17 protein-coding genes and 1 riboswitch are annotated in these 17,575 nt (G+C 39.3%); of the genes, 2 read left to right on the top strand and 15 right to left on the bottom strand.

The features are described from left to right. Positions 1-45: 45 nt before the first annotated feature. Positions 46-145: riboswitch (purine riboswitch) on the bottom strand. 75 nt (positions 146-220) lie between these two features. From AWH49_RS04045 to nadE, 6 genes are all read right to left on the bottom strand, one after another. Next, on the bottom strand, positions 221-415 hold the full coding sequence (locus AWH49_RS04045) for an NETI motif-containing protein (protein WP_018395493.1): 195 nt from the start codon (positions 413-415) through the stop codon (positions 221-223). After that, positions 412-954, bottom strand: coding sequence for a DUF2179 domain-containing protein (locus tag AWH49_RS04040; RefSeq protein ID WP_063964729.1), 543 nt, complete (start codon positions 952-954; stop codon positions 412-414). The genes AWH49_RS04045 and AWH49_RS04040 overlap by 4 nt, the downstream gene beginning before the upstream one ends. A 98-nt stretch (positions 955-1,052) precedes the next feature. Continuing rightward, the gene (ptsG, locus tag AWH49_RS04035; RefSeq protein WP_063964728.1) at positions 1,053-3,131 is read right to left on the bottom strand and encodes a glucose-specific PTS transporter subunit IIBC; all 2,079 of its coding nucleotides are present in this window, start codon (positions 3,129-3,131) and stop codon (positions 1,053-1,055) included. Between the two features lie 176 nt (positions 3,132-3,307). Continuing rightward, the gene (glcT, locus tag AWH49_RS04030; RefSeq protein ID WP_063964727.1) at positions 3,308-4,150 is read right to left on the bottom strand and encodes a glucose PTS transporter transcription antiterminator GlcT; all 843 of its coding nucleotides are present in this window, start codon (positions 4,148-4,150) and stop codon (positions 3,308-3,310) included. A gap of 210 nt (positions 4,151-4,360) precedes the next feature. Then, positions 4,361-5,914: a glutamine-hydrolyzing GMP synthase gene (gene guaA / locus AWH49_RS04025; RefSeq protein WP_018395489.1), complete on the bottom strand. Its 1,554-nt coding sequence runs from the start codon at positions 5,912-5,914 to the stop codon at positions 4,361-4,363. 185 nt (positions 5,915-6,099) lie between these two features. Beyond that, positions 6,100-6,921 carry an ammonia-dependent NAD(+) synthetase gene (gene nadE, locus AWH49_RS04020; protein WP_063964786.1) on the bottom strand — a complete coding sequence of 274 codons (822 nt, stop codon included), beginning with the start codon at positions 6,919-6,921 and terminating at the stop codon, positions 6,100-6,102. A gap of 290 nt (positions 6,922-7,211) precedes the next feature. Here nadE and AWH49_RS04015 point away from each other — a divergent pair, with 290 nt between their 5' ends. Continuing rightward, on the top strand, positions 7,212-7,508 hold the full coding sequence (locus AWH49_RS04015) for a hypothetical protein (RefSeq protein ID WP_034288659.1): 297 nt from the start codon (positions 7,212-7,214) through the stop codon (positions 7,506-7,508). 249 nt (positions 7,509-7,757) lie between these two features. On the opposite strand, the gene larE is transcribed toward AWH49_RS04015, so the two are convergent. From larE to AWH49_RS03995, 4 genes are all read right to left on the bottom strand, one after another. Further along, positions 7,758-8,591, bottom strand: coding sequence for an ATP-dependent sacrificial sulfur transferase LarE (larE, locus tag AWH49_RS04010; RefSeq protein ID WP_063964726.1), 834 nt, complete (start codon positions 8,589-8,591; stop codon positions 7,758-7,760). A 34-nt stretch (positions 8,592-8,625) separates the two neighbouring features. After that, positions 8,626-9,900, bottom strand: a complete 1,275-nt coding sequence (gene larA / locus AWH49_RS04005; RefSeq protein WP_063964725.1) for a nickel-dependent lactate racemase — start codon at positions 9,898-9,900, stop codon at positions 8,626-8,628. 90 nt (positions 9,901-9,990) lie between these two features. Beyond that, the gene (locus tag AWH49_RS04000; protein WP_063964724.1) at positions 9,991-11,121 is read right to left on the bottom strand and encodes a 2-keto-3-deoxygluconate permease; all 1,131 of its coding nucleotides are present in this window, start codon (positions 11,119-11,121) and stop codon (positions 9,991-9,993) included. Further along, complete coding sequence (locus AWH49_RS03995; protein ID WP_063964723.1) at positions 11,111-12,277, bottom strand: glycerate kinase; 1,167 nt, start codon at positions 12,275-12,277, stop codon at positions 11,111-11,113. The genes AWH49_RS04000 and AWH49_RS03995 overlap by 11 nt, the downstream gene beginning before the upstream one ends. 152 nt (positions 12,278-12,429) lie before the next feature. On the opposite strand from AWH49_RS03995, the gene AWH49_RS03990 reads away from it, so the two are divergent. Further along, entirely contained in the window at positions 12,430-13,524 is a 1,095-nt protein-coding gene (locus AWH49_RS03990) for a CdaR family transcriptional regulator (RefSeq protein ID WP_169815971.1), read from the top strand. Positions 13,525-13,590: 66 nt separating this feature from the next. Here AWH49_RS03990 and AWH49_RS03985 read toward each other — a convergent pair whose 3' ends face one another. The 5 genes from AWH49_RS03985 to AWH49_RS03970 form a co-directional block, all read right to left on the bottom strand. After that, a complete protein-coding gene (locus AWH49_RS03985; protein WP_063964721.1) occupies positions 13,591-14,508 on the bottom strand; it encodes a DMT family transporter in 918 nt (305 codons plus the stop codon). Between the two features lie 95 nt (positions 14,509-14,603). Then, positions 14,604-14,801, bottom strand: a complete 198-nt coding sequence (locus AWH49_RS20640; protein WP_280512812.1) for an SDR family oxidoreductase — start codon at positions 14,799-14,801, stop codon at positions 14,604-14,606. Continuing rightward, positions 14,731-14,901 carry an SDR family NAD(P)-dependent oxidoreductase gene (locus AWH49_RS21165; protein WP_211268376.1) on the bottom strand — a complete coding sequence of 57 codons (171 nt, stop codon included), beginning with the start codon at positions 14,899-14,901 and terminating at the stop codon, positions 14,731-14,733. Before AWH49_RS21165 ends, AWH49_RS20640 begins: the two co-directional genes overlap by 71 nt. A 542-nt stretch (positions 14,902-15,443) precedes the next feature. Next, entirely contained in the window at positions 15,444-15,734 is a 291-nt protein-coding gene (locus AWH49_RS03975) for a hypothetical protein (RefSeq protein ID WP_063964720.1), read from the bottom strand. Positions 15,735-16,146: 412 nt separating this feature from the next. After that, positions 16,147-17,502, bottom strand: coding sequence for an arsenic transporter (locus tag AWH49_RS03970; RefSeq protein WP_063964719.1), 1,356 nt, complete (start codon positions 17,500-17,502; stop codon positions 16,147-16,149). Between the last annotated feature and the right edge of the window lie 73 nt (positions 17,503-17,575).

Genomic DNA, 17,575 nt, shown 5'->3' with positions numbered 1-17,575 from the left:
CTTTCCCCGTTGAAGGAGAAAGCGATTCGTCCGCAGCCGATCGAGATTCCGAATGCTTTCACCCATAGTCAGCTGTTTAAGGCAGCCGGTAGAAACTCGCAGGCCATATCCCCGCTATTATATGAGGTGCTTTATTTGTCATTTACATATTAACAACGACGCGGAGCAGTTGTCAATAAAAATCGAACGATATTCATTGTGTTTATTTAAACGTTCGTATTTATGTTACTTTCTTACCTTCAAAGACGATTTCACGGCCGATTGGGACATGAATCGTCTCTCCATTTTGCTTTTTCTCTTCAAAAACAGGCTTTTCCATTCGCCGGACCGGGACGTATCCTTCGTCTTTCATCCGGTTCAGACAATGATCAATCGTTTCCTCTGCTTCAACTCGGAATATTTTCTTTTTGCTCATTTCATCAGCATTCCTTTTTTCACTGTTTTTACCCAGAACCCACCGTGAATCGTCTTTGATTCATACGCGATAATAAACGCTTTCGGATCAAGTTCTTGTATTTTTTGATAAAGCTTTAATTCGTATTTTCTTGGTGTTAATATTTGCAAAACCATCCGCTCACCTTCAAGACCGTTGGCTGCCCAGTTTGTCACACCGTACCCTTCTGCACGAAGCTGCCTCGGCAAATCTTTGTCGTACTCTTTCGTGATCACATTGACCATCATATAACCGAGCGCCAGCTTCTCTTCAATTTTCATTCCGACGATGACACCAAGGCCATAACCGGCGGCATATGCAATCAAGTTTTGAATTTCATTTAAATTGTCAAGAACAAGTCCGAGGCCAACGACGTAAATGACAACTTCAATGGTACTGACAAAAGCAGCTGTATACCGATATCCTTTCAATGTCAAAATCATCCGAATCGTGAAAAACGACACGTATACAACGTTAATTAATAATATGATCACAACCATAAAAATGGCGCTATCTATCATTGATTTTTCCACTCCTCTTTGACGGCAGTGTACCATACACTCATTAAATAAAAAAGCCTCAAACAGTCCGCAATAGACTGTTTGAGGCTGGTCACTTCTTATTTAATAGTAATAATGTTCTCGTCACCGAATTTCACTGAGCCCGGTTTATCGACAACGACTGATTCACCTTCAGCAAGGTTTGTAAAAATAATCGGCGTGATCGTTGAAGTTGCGTTTTCGGCAATGTAACCAAGATCCACTTTGAGAAGAGGCTGGCCTGCTTTCACTATATCTCCTTCTGAAATAAGTGATTCGAACCCTTCACCTTTCAATTTCACCGTATCAATCCCGAAATGAATCAATACTTCACGGCCATTATCTGACACAAGACCGATCGCGTGTTTTGTCGGGAAAATGTTCACGATTTTGCCGTCAACCGGTGAGACAACTATACCGTCGGAAGGCTTAATCGCAAAACCATCACCCATCAGTTTCCCTGAGAAAACAGGATCTGATACTTCTGTAATCGGAAGTAACTCACCCGTGATTGGCGCCACAAATCGGCTTTCCATATCATTACGGATGGCGGATGGCACCGCTTGTTCTACTTCCTTTTGTACTTCCTTTTGTACTTCCTGATCCGGCTTCACTGCAGTCGGACGCGGAGAATTTCCTTTCATAATATCCGCCATTTGGTGACGTAAGCTGTCTGAACGAGGACCAAAAATGGCTTGAATGCTGTTGCCAACTTCAAGAACACCGGCAGCGCCAAGCTTTTTCAACCGTTTTTTATCAACATGGGCACTGTCATTAACTGATACGCGAAGACGTGTAATACATGCATCCAGGTTGGCAATGTTTTCTTTGCCTCCCATTGCTTCTAATATTTCATACGGAAGCTCACTTGCAACAACCGCTGGTGCATCGTTGTCTGCATCTTCATTTTCTGGCTCACGGCCTGGTGTTGCCAGGTTAAACTTACGAATCGCAAAACGGAAACCAAAGTAGTAAATTACGGCTAGCACAAGACCAACCGGAATAACGATCCACGCATTCGTTTGCGGGTTAATCGCACCGAATAAAATGTAATCGATCAAACCACCAGAGAAGGTCATCCCAATTTTAACGTTTAGAAGATGCATCGTCATAAATGAGAGACCTGCAAAGATTGTGTGAATGGCAAACAACACGGGTGCAACGAACAAAAATGAGAATTCAAGCGGCTCGGTAATTCCTGTTAAGAAAGAGGTCAAAGCAGCAGAACCCATAATACCTGCAACGACTTTTTTACGTTCCGGACGTGCCTCATGATAAATCGCAAGCGCTGCAGCCGGAAGACCGAACATCATGAATGGATATTTACCTGTCATAAATGTACCGGCTGTTAAGTTTTGAACGCCATCTTTAATTTGCGCCTGAAAGATCGTGTTGTCACCACGCACAACTTCCCCAGCCTGGTTTACATACGAACCGAACTCAAACCAGAATGGTGTATAGAATATGTGGTGCAAACCGAATGGAATTAATGCACGTTCAATGACACCGAACACGAAAGCCGAACCGGCAAGATTCCAATTTAAAACGAAATGAGAAAATGTATTTAAACCACTTTGAATGGTCGGCCAGATGAAGATCATTAAAAGACCGAGCACAACCGCTGATGCAGCCGTTGCAATTGGAACAAACCGTTTACCTGCAAAGAAACCGAGATAAGACGGCAATTCAATGTTAAAGAATTTATTGTACATATACGCCGCGAGAACACCGACGATAATCCCTCCAAATACACCCGTTTGAAGGGATGGAATACCTAGGATTAAGGCATATGCAGGATCTCCGCTTTGCAAAACAGCCATTTTTTCAAGACCAAGAGCTGTTCCCATTGTGGCATTCATAATTAAATATCCAACTAACGCAGCAAGACCGGCAACACCATCTCCTCCTGCAAGGCCAATAGCGACACCGAGAGCAAATAGTATCGGCAAGTTACCAAACACAATATCCCCTGAATTTTCCATAACCGCAGCCACTTGTACAATCCAGTTTAATTCAAGGAATGGAGCAATTTCGACAAGTGTCGGGTTTTGAAGAGCATTACCGAATGCAAGAAGTAGACCGGCTGCCGGCAAAATTGCAACAGGGAGCATGAGTGCTTTACCAATTTTTTGTAAAACACCAAAAAGTTTTTTAAACATATATTTTCCTCCTTCATCACTTTTATTATGAGCTTCTCAAAGAAAAAACAGACAAACACGAAAAAAGGCATGAGAAAAGAAGACAGTAGAAAACAGAAGTGGTTATAACCTCTGTTTTCCCTAAATCTCCTTTACTCATGCCTGATCGTATCAGTAACACGTAAAGAACGAATAATTTATTTCATTTTTGTCTGAATCCGTTGCAGATGCATCGTCAAGTAAACCGCTTCCGCATCGTACACTGGCTTTTTTAATGTCTGCTGCATTACTTTGATTAGCTTCCACGACAAATTATAGCATATTGGATATTCCGTTTTCAAGAGACTTGCTATTTTTTCTGGTTCATCCACTTTTTCGCCGCGGACAACCCGTTCAATCGTATAACGGATATGACGAACAAGCCGCATATAATCAATACTTTCTTTATCAAGCTTTACATCTAGCTGCACTTCAATCAGTTGAATAAGCGTTGCCATTAGTTCTGAATAACGGCTTAAATCACGAACCGCTTTATTCGTAATCGCGCTATGTATATGAAGTGCAATAAAACCTACTTCACCTGGCGGCAACGCGACTGTCAGCCGCTGATTAATGAGCTTGGTTACTGCTTCTGCCACTTCATATTCAAACGGATAGAGCGCTTTCGTTTCCAACAAAAAGGGATTGCGTATCCCAATCCCCCGGATCATCCGATTGACAGCGAACAAAAGATGATCGGTGAGGCCGACATGAATATGCTCGTTTAACGTTTGCCCTACACGATCACGAATTAATTCGACTGCTGCAATAATCACTCTTAATGTTTCATCATCAATATTCGGCAGCAATTTTTTATATTGCTCCTGCTCATTCCGATCGGTCAGCACGAACAGCTTTTCAACAGATTCCCGAACAATTTCGTCTCCTTGACGCCGTCCGAAACCAATTCCCCGGCCAATGAGCACCACTTCGACACGATCTTCTCCTGACGCGATGAGCACATTATTATTTAATACTTTTTTTACAAAAAATTTACTCACGGTGATATCCCCATTGTTCTTCGTTTTTTTACAGTATAGCATGAGGACCTGTCCAAAAAAACACCTCCCTATTTATAGGAAGGTGTGAGTCGCTTATTTAATAAAAATAAAGCAAAGAACAAATACAATAAACAAGAAATACATAATGGGGTGCACTTCTTTTGAACGACCTTTTACGATCATCATAATGGGATAGAAAATAATTCGCCTTTATTCCCACTCGATCGTTGCAGGCGGCTTGCTTGTAATGTCATACACGACACGGTTTACATGGGCCACTTCATTTACAATACGAGTTGAGATCACTTCAAGCACTTCCCAAGGAATACGTGCCCAATCAGATGTCATACCATCAATCGATGTCACCGCACGAATGCCAATTGTATAATCGTACGTACGCGCATCACCCATCACACCAACGCTGCGGATATCCGGAAGGACCGTAAAGTATTGCCAGATTTCACGTTCAAGTCCATGGTTACGCACTTCTTCACGTAAAATCGCATCCGATTCGCGGACAATTTCCAATTTTTCTTCAGAAATTTCCCCAAGAACACGAATGCCTAAACCAGGTCCTGGAAACGGCTGACGCCAGACGATATGATCTGGAATACCAAGCTCAGAACCGAGCGCACGCACTTCATCTTTAAACAATGTGTTAAGCGGTTCAATTAATTGGAATTGCATATCTTCTGGCAGGCCACCGACGTTATGATGCGATTTAATCGTTTGTGCGGTCGCTGTTCCACTTTCGATAATATCCGTATAAAGTGTCCCTTGTGCAAGGTAATCAATACCTTCTAGTTTCGACGCTTCATCGTCAAATACATAAATAAATTCATTACCGATAATTTTGCGTTTTTTCTCTGGATCAGAAACACCCGCAAGTTTACTCAAGAAGCGGTCTTTTGCATCCACTTTAATAATGTTGATATTAAATCCATTTGCAAATGTATCCATCACTTCTTCTGCTTCGTTTTTACGCAGAAGACCGTGATCGACAAAAATACATGTCAGTTGATCACCAATTGCTTTATGCATCAATACCGCGACCACGGATGAATCAACACCGCCTGACATGGCACAAAGAACATTTTTGTCACCGACTATTTGACGAATTTTTTCCACTTCAACTTCAATGAAGTTTTCCATTGACCAGTCTCCCGTGCAATCGCAAATGCCAAAGACGAAATTTTTCAAAATATCATTGCCATAAACAGAATGTTTTACTTCTGGATGGAATTGAACAGCGTAAAGATTTTTTTCTGCATAGCTCATCGACGCAATCGGGCATGATGGATTCACTACATCAACGGTAAATCCTGCTGGTGCTTCCGTTACAAGATCGCTATGACTCATCCAGACAACTTGCTCTTTCGGAAGATCGGCGAAAAGCGCGGATTCTGTCTGCACGTTAATCGCTGCTTTGCCGTATTCACGGTGAGACGCGGATTCTACTTTGCCACCATAATATTTTGTCATCAACTGCATGCCGTAGCAAATGCCGAATATCGGAATATTCAAGTCAAAAATACGCTCGTCACAGCCAAATGCACCTTCCGCATACACACTGTTTGGACCGCCGGAGAAAATAATCCCTTTTGGATTGATTTCTTTAATTTCCTCCACCGTAATTGTGTGTGGATGAAGCTCACTATATACACCAAATTCGCGAATGCGTCGTGTAATTAATTGATTATATTGACTACCAAAATCAAGCACGAGAATCATTTCCTGATTTTGTAATTCTGATTTTCCTGTCATCGTATCTACTCCTCTTTCTTCAACTTTCTTCAACAATTCCGTATTATAGGAAACAATCCTCTATTATTTGTTCGTGTTCACACATTTCGACCTCATTTTATATGTATACAGCTGGTCGGTCAAGGCGTTGGAGTTTTTATTGAAAATTCAGATTTAAAAAACTTCCTGGCAGAAGCCTGAAAGCATTATTTTTTCCAAAAATCATCAAAAACGGTAATGGGAAGATGGCGTTTATGTGCTGATTTTTTAAAGAGGTCTTCTATTCGTTCCGCTGCTGCATCCGGTACCTCTCTTCCTTCCAGGTAATCATCGATATGTTCGTACGAGACGCCAAGTGCCACTTCATCCGGCAGCTGCGGACGATCTTCTTCAAGGTCGGCTGTCGGTACTTTCGTATACAGATGCTTCGGACAGTCTAATTCTTGCAGCATTTGACGCCCTTGTCGTTTATTTAAACGAGAAAGCGGAATAAGATCAGCGCCCCCGTCACCGAATTTTGTATAAAAACCGGTTACTGCTTCTGCTCCATGATCCGTGCCGATGACAACCGCGTTTTTCATGGCGGCAATGCTGTACTGTGCTTTCATTCGTTCGCGTGCTTTTTCATTTCCTTTAATAAAATCCGTTAACTCAATACCGTTTCCCATCAGAGCTGCTTCGCTCGCTTTAACAGACGGTTTGATATTAATCGTATATATTTCATCCGGCTGGATAAAATCAAGTGCATCCTGACAGTCATCTTCATCCTTTTGAACACCGTATGGAAGGCGTACAGCAAAAAAAGCATAGTCGTCAGAACCTGTTTCTTCTTTTAATTCGTCGACCGCCATCTGTGCAAGTTTACCAGCAAGTGTTGAATCCTGACCGCCGGAAATACCGAGCACAAATCCTTTTAAAAAAGAATGGTGACGCAAATAAGCTTTCAGAAAATCAACACTTCGTCTAATTTCTTCCGGTGCATTAATCCCCGGTTTTACTTTTAGCTCTTCAATAATTTTTTTTTGCATGTCACGCACAACTAAAAATCCCCCTTCCGTCTCTCATACATTTGTCATTATTGTACCACTTCTATATCCACGTTGCCGATTACATTCACTTTGATTATACGAAAGAAAATAATAACTTAGTGAAAATTTGTAAAGACACGTAAATACGGAATCGTCATTGAACAAATTATATTCAATTGTCGGAAAATATTCAAAAAATGATGTTTACAAGCGATACATAAAGGGAACAACATAGCATAGCTTTAAAGATGGGATACAATTGAATAAAATAAAAGAAAGGATTGATTTAGATGAATCCGTCGGAAAGAATAAAGTGTGATTTGTCAAGCTCAGTAGAAACAATAAGAAATATATTATCTAGTAGGCCTTTTGACTACAAAGACGTTCATTTCGTTGAAGAAGAGTTTTTGCCTGGAGAAGGAAAAGACTACATTGGATTTATCTATGATGTAAAAGGCAAATGCAAAAACTATGGGGATTACAAAAACTATGAAGTTAGCGTGTTTTCTCGTGATGGATTGCAGTTCGAAGTAAGAAAAGACAGCGATCAAGGGTTTGATGATTTAGAGGATAGATTTACATTATAATAGTGAAGATTATAATAGTGAATCTTCATTCTTGAAGATTCTTTTTTTCGTTTAGCTCATTATTATAAAGGTGTAAATTCCACACTCAAATTAACAGAAAGAAGACTGCCTAGCAGTAAGTCAACATTTATGACCTCTTCAGACAGCTTCATTTAACTGGATCATCACTACTTTTAATAAAAAACAAACCATTTTATAGATAAATTGGATTCGTTTCGTTCCATACAAGTCTAACTCTTTGACCAATCATCATCCAAATTCCACCTTCATTACATCCTCAGACAATACTTCATTCATGCTGCCGGTACGGTAACCACGCAGGTCGACTGACACATAATTAAAGCCAAGTGATGTTAGTTTTAAATCTATTTTATCCCGATGCTTTAATAATTCGTTAATTTCCTCTGGAGTCACCTCGATACGAGCAACATTGTCATGATGGCGTACACGTACCATGTCGAATCCAAGTTTTGCAATGAATTTTTCTGCCTGATTGACTTGTTCAATTTTACGTTTATCTAGTTTCGTTCCATATGGGATTCTGGATGCAAGACTGCATGATGCAGGTTTATTCCAGACGGGAAGCTCAAGCTCTTTAGAAAGCTTACGGACTTCCTGTTTGTATAAACCCGCTTCCTGTAATACACTACGAGCTCCTGCTTCTGTTCTTGCTTTCATGCCAGGGCGAAAATCATCCATATCATCCATGATCATTCCGTCCAGAACATAATCATAACCTAGTTCTTTAGCGAGCTGATTTAAATGAAAATAAAGTAATTTCTTACTGTAATACCAGCTATCAGGAGTATTCGCCGTCACCCCTTCATCTTCCAATTCCTTAATTTCAGTTTGGTGAACATTTACGCCCATTTTTTTTGCAAGATTAACAGCACCCTCAAACTCTTCTTTACGGAATAATTCTGATGCAACGACAACAGCAAGAACATTGGAAGAACCTAGTTCCTGCTGTGCTCTTTTCAACACTAACGTACTATCAACTCCGCCGGAAAAAGCGACAATAACGCGATTCATTCCAGAAAGGATTTCACCAAGTTGCTGGTTTTTTTCAATTATTTTATTCATATTTTGCGCCTCATTTTATTTTAGTATTTTATAATTAAACGAATTCTTTCTCCTCGACATAAGGGATCGATAAAGGACCTAAAGGAAGGACAGCTATTGTCATATTTTCACCATACTTTTTCTTTAAATCATCTATTGTCTTCTCGATATCATGAGTTGGTTTTAGCATCGTTCCTTCAACCTGTTCATCTGTAAGCTTGGAGTACACATAAACATCTGCCCAAACTTGGATGACTGCCTGTTTTTGTACTTGCCATTGGTCAAACATTTTAAACTCAGGGTTGTTGATCATATCGAGTAAATCTTGAGGCGTGTCTGCCATTTCAAAGATCTTGGAATAGTTTCCGTGATCTGGCAAACCATCTGAACATTCTGATGCAATAATAATAGATCCTCCTTCTTTGACAATTTTATGTGACGCGCTCATTCCTTTTACCGCTTGATAAAGATTTTGATCAAGCGGGTAGCCGGAGTTTGAGGCGATCACGACGTCAAATCGCTTATCACAGCGGAACATTGTATGTTCTTTGACAAACGCACAGCCTTTGTCATGCGCTTCATAAAGCTCTCCTGCAAAAATTTCTGTAATTTCTTTTTCACGATTTAGCGTGACATTTAACATAAAATCAGGTTTGCACATTCCATTTATTTCACGAGTCATGTCCTGAACAGGATTGTTAACCATATTGCCCCAAGTAGAAAGAGGATCCCCAATCATTCTTGCATTATGAAAGGTCATAATTGTTTCAATTCCGGCAATTCCTGGCATTATTCCTTTTGGCCCTCCTGAAAAGCCTGCAAAAAAGTGTGGTTCAATAAAGCCTGTTACAATACGAAAATCTGTTTCTACATAATCTTTATTCAAATAAACGTCACAGCCGAATTTGCTTTTACCTATATTCACAAGTTCTTCTTTATTATGACATTGATTATTGACAATACGAATATGCTCGACGACCCATTCACCGAGCATTTGGACAAACTCTTCCCTCGTTTGATCACGGTGTGTTCCTGTACCATTAATAATCACAAAATTCTCCAAAGGAACGTGGCTTAATTCTTCTATTAATAAGGGGACTAAAATATGATTCGGTGTAGGTCTCGTTATATCACTGATTACAATCGATACAGTGTCTGTCGATTTTACCGATTCCTTTAATGGCGGTGCACCAATCGGATTCCTTAATGCCTGTCGAATTGCTTCTTCCTCATTCTCTAATTTAGGTAAATTTTTCGGTTCGATGATAAATGAATGATCCGGTAAATCTAATGAAATACCTTCTTTTCCATAAAGTAATTCTGTATTCATGCTACATACACCCCGCCTTTTTAATAGTAGATATTTCTATTATAAGATAACGTTTACCCCCTTTGAATTGAAAAGGGGGTAAACGATTAATTAGTTACTTGCTGCTTGTTTCGTTTCTGTTTTGCTTTCCATTCCCTTTAGTCCAAGGTCTTCTCGGGTGCCATCAATACCTCTTTTCCTTTGATACTTATCCATCAGAATAACCCCTAGTGGGCAGAGTAGAGACGTTGTGATTGTCGATACGGAAATTTGTGCCGTAGCAATCGGAACAATGTTCTGTATCGCTTCGAACTCCGCTGCTGTCATAGCCCCTGACCCTACTGCCACTGAAGCTGCCGCTGCTATTGCTGCAGGTGTAGCGGCTGCATTTCCTGCTGTAGACGCTTCCGCAAGTGGAGCAATGTAACTTTTTTCTTTAAATAATTTAAATACAAGTATACTCATTCCACCAGTAAGAACAAACGTAAGGATAGCAAGTGTTAACCCGCCTGCAAGTACAGCAGGATTAAAGAAGTTCGCCAAATCCATTCCGGCGCCTAATGCAAATGCGAAGAAGGGGATCGTTAACGATTCACCTGGCTGCAAAAATTCACGTATTTTCGGATCAAGATTTCCTAAAAGCATTCCAATACCGATTGGCAATAATACGGCAATGAATGCAATCAACGGGAAAGCAGTTCCTAAAATCCCTAAAGATACCAGCGTTAAGAAAGGTCCATCATTAATGGCGAGAATAGACAGTCCGCCTACGTCCGATCTATTACCGTATTGTCCGGTTAAAGCAGCATACATTCCGCTGTTACTATTTGTCATCCCAGCAATAATGGCTAAGGTAGACAACCCTAATATTCCACTCCATGGATCAAAGAAAAATCCGAACGCCATACCGACTGCCAGACCAGTCAAATATTTCGTGCTAGTGAGCAGTACACCTTTTTTCAAAGCAACTCCGCCTACTTTTAAATTCATCTGGCTTCCTACACAAAATAAAAATAAGGCGATAAGCACAAGTGCACTATCTTTAAATAATTCCTGGGAAAATCCGCCGATTCTTAAAAATTCATAATAACCATCATCTGTTGGCGCTGTACCGAGAGCTTTCAGAACATTCATTACGACTGGTATATGCATTTGATCAATTGTATTCAGTGTAGCTCCCAGTAAAAGAGGAACGACCATCAAGCCTCCTGGTACTTTTTCAATAGTGTCTTTAATTCTCAAGCAAATGACCTCCTTTTTCTTTCACACTTTGATAGAAATAAGAACGAACAACTTGTTCAGCACTTGATTCCAGTAATTCCTCTGCATGTTCCATGGCTTCTTTTAAGGACATCGGATTATTTATAATACTGTTTACGCTTACAACGCCGAAATCATAAAGTACTTCAATGCCCTTTCCGACAGATCCTGTCATAAGAATGGTTGGAACATTTCGATTTTTTGCTGCCTGAGCAACCCCCATCGGGGTTTTCCCGAATACTGTTTGACTATCAACTCTTCCTTCTCCTGTGATGACAAGGTCAGCATTCGTCAATTCCTCATCCAATTTAATGTAGTCAAGAACGACATCTATTCCTCGTTTCGCTTCAACAGGGAAAAAGGCTTGAAATGCTCCTCCGATACCACCAGCTGCACCTGCGCCTGGTTGATCGTGAAGTTTTATGCCGGTTGCTTGTTCAATCTCATCTGCCCAATTAGTGAGATTGCTATCCAACAATTCCACATCCGCTGCTGTGGCCCCTTTTTGAGGACCGAAAACATGAGAAGCCCCATCAAGTCCGATCAACGGATTTTGGACATCGGAAGCAATGATAAACTTGCTGTCTTTTATTCGCTTATCGAAAGAATGTAAGTCAATCCTCTTAATTTTGTTTAGTTCACCACCGCCATGGCCGATTTCATTTCCTTGCCCATCCAAAAGCTGCATTCCTAGAGCCTGAAGCATTCCGGCTCCTCCATCATTTGTCGCCGATCCTCCTAAACCAATAATGAAGGAAGTAAATCCGTCATCGAGAGCATGTTGAATCAATTGCCCAGTGCCGTAAGTAGTGGCTTGTAGAGGAGACAGCTTCTCTTCAGGTACCAAGTGTAATCCTGATGCAGATGCCATTTCAATCACACACGTTTCACTGTCGCCCAATATTCCATATGCTGCTTCGACCTGATTGCCTAATGGACCCGTAACGGATACCGTTCTTATTTCTCCTCCTGTAGCAGCAACCAAGGTTTCCATCGTTCCTTCGCCGCCATCACCTACAGGAAGTAATACTGTTTCAGCTTCCTTAAACGCCTTTTTAATGCCCCTGTTTATCGCATTTGCTGCTTCGATCGCACTTAGACTCCCTTTAAATGAATCTGGTGCTATAATAATTTTCATAAAATCTCCCCCTTTAGAAAACGCTTTCATTTACTTAATGTAAATTATAAGAATCTTGACTATATTTGTCTATGGCTATATTGTATAAAATAACTATAAAAAACTAACTTATTTTTGTATATTTTAACTAAAATACAGAAGAGGAAATGACTATGCTAACAGAAAAAATTGCAAGTGAAATTGTAAATGAGACTTCCCTGCGTCTTCATCGCAACGTCAATATCATCAATATGGAAGGGGTAATTATTGCAACAAAGGATAAATCCAGAATAGGTTCCGTTCATGAAGGAGCAATCGAGGTTCTTAAAAGCGGGAAAACACTTACGATTCATACGGATGAAAATGAGCATTGGGAAGGTGCTCAGCCCGGAGTCAATCTTCCAATTGTTTTTCAGGAACAAATTATAGGTGTCATTGGTATTACCGGAGATCCCGATGAAATGGGGGACATTGGAGAACTAGTTAAAATGACTACGGAACTAATGATTAAGCAGGAATTCATGGTCTCACAGATGGAATGGAAGCAGCGAACAAAAGAGGTGATCATTGAACAGTTATTGAAAAGTGATCCTTCTGCTACCAGCATTGACCGAAGTCTTAGCTTACTCGGCTTGCATCTTATTCCGCCTTTTACGACAATTATTATCCAAATAACAGAGCGATCCATTTCAAACCGAACATTTATTCAAAAGTTAGAAAAAACAATTGGAAAAGAAAATGGAATTGTTGGTTTTATTAATGTTAACCGAATATTTATAGCTATTTACGGCATAAATGAGAAAGAAATAAACCTAAAGATAAACTGTGTTTATGATTTATTAAAGAAATTAAATATAGTATTCCGAATGGCTTATAGCCTTCCTTTCAATAATCTGGATAATTTCAGCCAATCTTACAAAGAATGTGAAATAACCTTGAAAATAAGTGAAATCGAAAAAGATTTTGTTTCATTTGCTCAAATTGAAGCGAAGGCTTTAATCTATCAAGTTGATGAAATAGTAGCTGAGCGTTTTTCTCATCGGGTATTGAAAAACTTTGATAAGAATAAAGCAAGAACATTGGAATCTTTCTTCGTTAATGATCTTAATATCCAAAAAACAGCTGACGATTTATATGTGCATAGAAACACGTTAATTTATCGTCTGAACAAAATTGTAGAAGAAACAGGTTATGATCCTAGAAGATTTAAGGATGCGTTGATTTTGCAGGTCGCTTTGTGGATTTTTCAGAAAGCGGAGGAACAATAAAAAGAGACTGATATCCACAAGTACGCTTTTAGCGAACTTATGGGTCAGACTCTTTGCTTCACTTATTTAACCGATTTCTTTTGTTCTTTCCATTGTATTTACCTGTTTATTACTACTTTCTCCTGAATAATTTACGAAACCAATGCTAAGTATGATTAAAATTAATCCTGCAAAAAGTGTAATGCTAAATGGTTCATTCATGAACACAGTTCCAACTAATACGGCAATGAGCGGGACAAGAAAAGTAAAGGACGCGACACTGCTGGCATCTCCTGAGTTGATCAGTGTAAAATAGAGCACAAATGCAATAGGAATTCCAAATGTAGCCCCAAATCCTAATCCAAACAAATACTCCCTGCTCCAAATAATATTTGAAAAGCCTTCTACTCCGGCTCCAATGCTTGTTAAAATTGCTCCTCCAATTGTGAACTGTAACGCGATCATCCACAAGGAATCTACTTGTTTGCTCTCTTTTTTCACATAAATAGTACCAAGTGCCCAGGTTATCGCTGTCAATAAGGCTATAATAACACCCGTGATGGATACTTCCCCCGTTAGTCCATCCGTACTAATCGTTAATATGCCTAAAAAGCCAACAATCAGTCCGATAATTTTTAGTCTCGACATTTGCTCTCCCAGCCAAACCCAAGCAAAAAGGCCAATCAGTACAGGCTGAAAATAAACGAGGACAGAAAATAATCCTCCGGGTAAATACATCAAGCCTATTGTTTGAAATCCATAAAATAAAATAGCATTTAACAAAGCTGATAAACAGTATCGAATCCAGTTTTCACGCCATTTTATTTTTTTCCACGTTGGTATTAAAAAAATGGCTAATAGGACTCCGCCAATAAGTGCACGCATGCCTGCAAAAAGAATAGGCGGAGTATACGGTAAGGCAATTTTATAGATGGACCAAGATATACTCCAGATAAGAATTAAAAACGCAATGGCTATTGATGATCTTGTTGAAAATTTCCCCACCAGAGGACCTCCTTTTAAGACTGTCAGAAACTCTTCAAATTAAGCTTTCCGATTATTTAAAAATATACGACACATTTGAATTTTTCTAATACGTTTTATACGATTGTGTACCCACCATCGATTGGAATCATCGCTCTGTTCATAAACTTAGATTCATCAGAAGCTAAGAAAACAGCTAGTTCAGCTACTTCGTCTACCTGTCCGAATCGATTCAATGGAATGTTATCCGTAGGTCTCGTTTTTAACATTTCCTCTGTCATTGGTGTAGAAGATGGTACCTGGGCAAATTGCATTGACTTTAATACCGTGTTTAGAATACACAGCAGCAATGTGTTTTGTATACCCGATTACACCATGCTTAGAAGCAATTGTAGCATAGATGATCCAAATCAAGCTGTCTTGTTTTTCTGTGTGCCTTATCAAAAAGGTTCGTTAGCATAAGTAAACTTTTATGAAATAGTTATCATCATTGCAGCTTTGTATATCGGATGAGTATGGCTGGTCTCTTCGTCCCATTTTGGATGCCATGTGCAGCTGGGGAGAAGGACACATCGCATTGACTGGTGAGGAAGTTGTAAATTAACTATCATTAAAAAAGGATTCGAATGCTATAAGCAACGAATCCTTTTTTATTTGTTTAACTTTTCGAATTGAACAACTTTATTGTCACTCAACAAAATTTCAAAAGTACTAGGCTACGTTTAACTTTGGCTCTAACCCATTTGGAAAGCGAAATATAAATAATAATAAAGTTGTTTGAAATTGCAGAAAAACCCTAAATAGTCTAGAGAACTATTTAGGGTCATATTAATTTTACTCTTCTAAAATTCTTATTTCTTGAGCATTTCCTCCATATCATGGGTAACAATTACTTTCTGTCCGATATGGAGAGAGGAAATAGCCAACAATTTAATGATAAAAACATTCTTCAAAAATTAACTTAATATAGCTTCTTTAATTTTCCGATTAAACAAGCTCCGGTTTTTCCAAATAAATTGAACAAAATCTTTATCGAGCAAACTTTGTTCATCATGATCACAATAATTCAAGCCTTTGCCATGAAGGGTCCATTGGCTGTCTGAATATTTCATCAGTGTCCAATCCCCTCCTCGTTCTCTATCTTCAATCACAAGGTAATACTTTTGTCCAACATCATCATATGAAGCTATTAATTCAAACTTTTCAATGAAGTCTTGAATATCTAATTTTTTCTTAATAATATGCATGATGTCCCGCCCTTCTATTCACTGTACCGTTTAAAGCAAATGCATTATTTACTGCTTATGATAAAACATATTATATCATATGAAGCGTATAAGAAAATCCAAATTTGTTTTGTCTGTAAATGTTCATATTTAACAATCTATGTACCGATTATCTGTTATTATTGGGGAATTTTAAATTGGCATTAGTGGGTATCCGGTTCTTCCATTATTTTGGTGAAGCCTTTGATCAGGTCGTGTGACCGGTTGCGCTACTTTTTTGATAGCGAGCCCATAAATAGAAAAGAGACAGGAATTATTTCCTGTCTACAGTCCAGCCATTTATCACCACAGCCTTAATCATATTTTATGAACGGGCTTTTTTGTGTTGAAAATAGCTATTTTTCTGTTCTTTTTCCTGTGAAGTGATAAAACATCAGGCAAAAACCATCTGCACCCAATAGAATAACAAGAATAACGTCACAATCGTTGTCAAAGGTATAACAATCAATGATAAGCTTAAATAATCTTTCCAGGTGACTTTGATCTTATTCTTCCTTAAAATATCTATCCAAATAAGAGAGGCGAGCGTTCCAATAGGCAATAACAAGGAGCCCATATCACTGCCAATAATATTTGCGAGATAAATCGTCTTTAATGTGATAGGGTCCAGTCCCATTTCGGTTAAGGTAATGGTTCCGATCATTAAGGCAGGGTGATTATTGAAAAAGTTGGATAAAATCGAAACTAATCCGCCCATCATAAAGCTCGCCTGGAGCAGTCCCTGATTGACGATGGGTTCACATGCTTTTACAAGCATGGCCGTTAATCCTGCATTGTGGAGCCCATAAATCATGACATACATGGAGAAGGCAAAAATTAAAATGTGCCACGGGGTCTTTTTCAAAATATCCAGCGGGTTTGTGCGTAAATGATACCATCTCCATGCAAGCAATATGAGTGATCCGAGCACTGCCACAATTTCAATTGGAATGGAGAGATAGGACGCAACAAAGAGCAGACAGCGTATCACAAAGACAAACAGTAAAAGTCTTAACATAAATTTCGTGCGTTGATTTTTTGTTTCAACAGACAGTGTCCCTTTTAATAGATGGAATTTTTCAGAGAAAAAGGTTTCTTCTACATCATATAAGGAAGCGGGTAGCGTCTTCGGTAATTTCTTCTTTACAACAACAAACATTAAATAGGACATGAACAGTAATCCAAGTGTTCCTGGCACAAACATCATGGCTGTATGCATATAAAGTGTCATATGAACAATTTTCAATGCAATTAAATTGACAATATTGCTTACGCCAATAGGTGCGCTGGAAGCGGTCGCAATGAGAGCCCCACTTAAAAGATATGGGAGCTGTTCATGTAGTTTCAGCCGAAGGTTTTTAAGCAGTAGAATTAAAATTGGAGTCGTAATCAAAATGCTGCCATCATTGTTAAATAAAAGGGTCATTAAGAAACATAAAAGCTGAATGTACCAATACAGGCGATAACCAGAACCTCTAGCTAAATTTGCAAGTCGCGCAGCTGCCCAGTGGAAAAAACCGAAACTTTCCAATATGACAGCCATGACGATCGTGGCCATAATAGTAACAGATGCGCCGCCTATCTTATGGATAATATCCATAACATCTTCATGTGATACAATCCCCATTAGTAAAATAATGCCTGCCCCGACCGATGCTGGCCATGCTTCATTAATACCGCCTGGCCTCAAAAATATAACAAACATTGTCATGATAAACACCAAAATAGTCAATCCAATTTCCAAGCTCATTATCCCTTTCCCCTTTTTGAAGAGCCATGGGTCAAATGCCTTTTCTTGTCCGTTTATTATTATATTTATATTC

This window comes from Domibacillus aminovorans, assembly GCF_001643235.1.
Taxonomy (GTDB): domain Bacteria; phylum Bacillota; class Bacilli; order Bacillales; family Domibacillaceae; genus Domibacillus; species Domibacillus aminovorans.
This window is presented reverse-complemented; position numbering and strand designations above follow the sequence as displayed.

Coding starts and splice junctions, on each gene's coding strand:
- AWH49_RS04045 (WP_018395493.1), bottom strand. CDS start 415: ATGAGCAAAAAGAAAATATTCCGAGTTGAAGCAGAGGAAACGATTGAT.
- AWH49_RS04040 (WP_063964729.1), bottom strand. CDS start 954: ATGATAGATAGCGCCATTTTTATGGTTGTGATCATATTATTAATTAAC.
- ptsG (WP_063964728.1), bottom strand. CDS start 3,131: ATGTTTAAAAAACTTTTTGGTGTTTTACAAAAAATTGGTAAAGCACTC.
- guaA (WP_018395489.1), bottom strand. CDS start 5,914: ATGACAGGAAAATCAGAATTACAAAATCAGGAAATGATTCTCGTGCTT.
- nadE (WP_063964786.1), bottom strand. CDS start 6,921: ATGCAAAAAAAAATTATTGAAGAGCTAAAAGTAAAACCGGGGATTAAT.
- AWH49_RS04015 (WP_034288659.1), top strand. CDS start 7,212: ATGAATCCGTCGGAAAGAATAAAGTGTGATTTGTCAAGCTCAGTAGAA.
- larE (WP_063964726.1), bottom strand. CDS start 8,591: ATGAATAAAATAATTGAAAAAAACCAGCAACTTGGTGAAATCCTTTCT.
- larA (WP_063964725.1), bottom strand. CDS start 9,900: ATGAATACAGAATTACTTTATGGAAAAGAAGGTATTTCATTAGATTTA.
- AWH49_RS03995 (WP_063964723.1), bottom strand. CDS start 12,277: ATGAAAATTATTATAGCACCAGATTCATTTAAAGGGAGTCTAAGTGCG.
- AWH49_RS03990 (WP_169815971.1), top strand. CDS start 12,430: ATGCTAACAGAAAAAATTGCAAGTGAAATTGTAAATGAGACTTCCCTG.
- AWH49_RS20640 (WP_280512812.1), bottom strand. CDS start 14,801: ATGCAATTTGCCCAGGTACCATCTTCTACACCAATGACAGAGGAAATG.
- AWH49_RS03975 (WP_063964720.1), bottom strand. CDS start 15,734: ATGCATATTATTAAGAAAAAATTAGATATTCAAGACTTCATTGAAAAG.
- AWH49_RS03970 (WP_063964719.1), bottom strand. CDS start 17,502: ATGAGCTTGGAAATTGGATTGACTATTTTGGTGTTTATCATGACAATG.